The organism is Alcanivorax sp. HI0083 (assembly GCF_001635175.1).
On the sequence record NZ_LWFX01000344.1, the window covers coordinates 1 to 935 of the forward strand.

1 protein-coding gene is annotated in these 935 nt (G+C 62.0%); it reads right to left on the bottom strand.

Features of this window, described 5'->3' with window-relative positions; all coding sequences use genetic code 11:
• The coding region (locus A3754_RS03645; protein WP_304439792.1) for a carboxyl transferase domain-containing protein at positions 1-935 on the bottom strand (935 nt) is incomplete at both ends.

A 935-nucleotide genomic window follows, 5' to 3' on the forward strand; every position in this document is an offset into this window, starting at 1 on the left:
CTGGCATACCAGGGCTGTGCCATTTCTTCATAGCGTTCGGTCATCTCGGCCTGGAATTGTCCTGCCTCTTCATCGCTCCATGCCTGGCCCTTTTTCTTCAGCGAGGCCTGTTTCACCTGGGTAAGCACGCTGGCCGCCTGTTCGCCGCCCATTACCGAGATGCGGGCGTTGGGCCACATGAACATGAAGCGCGGGTCATAGGCGCGGCCACACATGCCGTAGTTACCGGCACCGAAGCTGCCGCCGGTGATCACGGTGAATTTCGGCACGGTGGCACAGGCCACCGCGTTGACCATCTTGGCGCCATGCTTGGCAATGCCCTCGGCTTCGTATTTCTGGCCGACCATGAAACCGGTGATGTTCTGGAGGAACAGCAGGGGAATCTTGCGCTGGTTGCACAGCTCGATGAAGTGCGCGCCTTTCTGGGCGGATTCCGAGTACAGCACACCGTCATTGGCGAGAATGCCCACCGGGTAGCCGTGGATGCGGGCAAAGCCGCACACCAGGGTGGTGCCGTAACGGGATTTGAATTCGTCCAGCTCCGAGCCATCCACCATGCGTGCAATCAACTCACGGGCAGGCATGGGCTGGCGAGTGGTGGTGGGGATCACACCGTACAGCTCCTGCGGGTCGTAGGCCGGGGCTTGCACGGGCAGGCGCTTTACCTGATCCGGTTTGTGCCAGTTCAGGTGGGCGATGCACTGGCGCGCCAACTCGAAGGCATGGGGTTCGTCTTCGGCCAAGTGGTCCGCCACACCGGATTGTTCGCAGTGCAGGTTGGCACCGCCCAAGTCCTCGGCAGTGACCACCTCGCCGGTGGCGGCTTTTACCAGTGGCGGCCCGGCCAGAAAGATGGTGGCCTGTTCCTTCACCATGATCACTTCGTCGGCCATGGCGGGCACATAAGCGCCGCCGGCGGTGCAGGAACCGAGTAC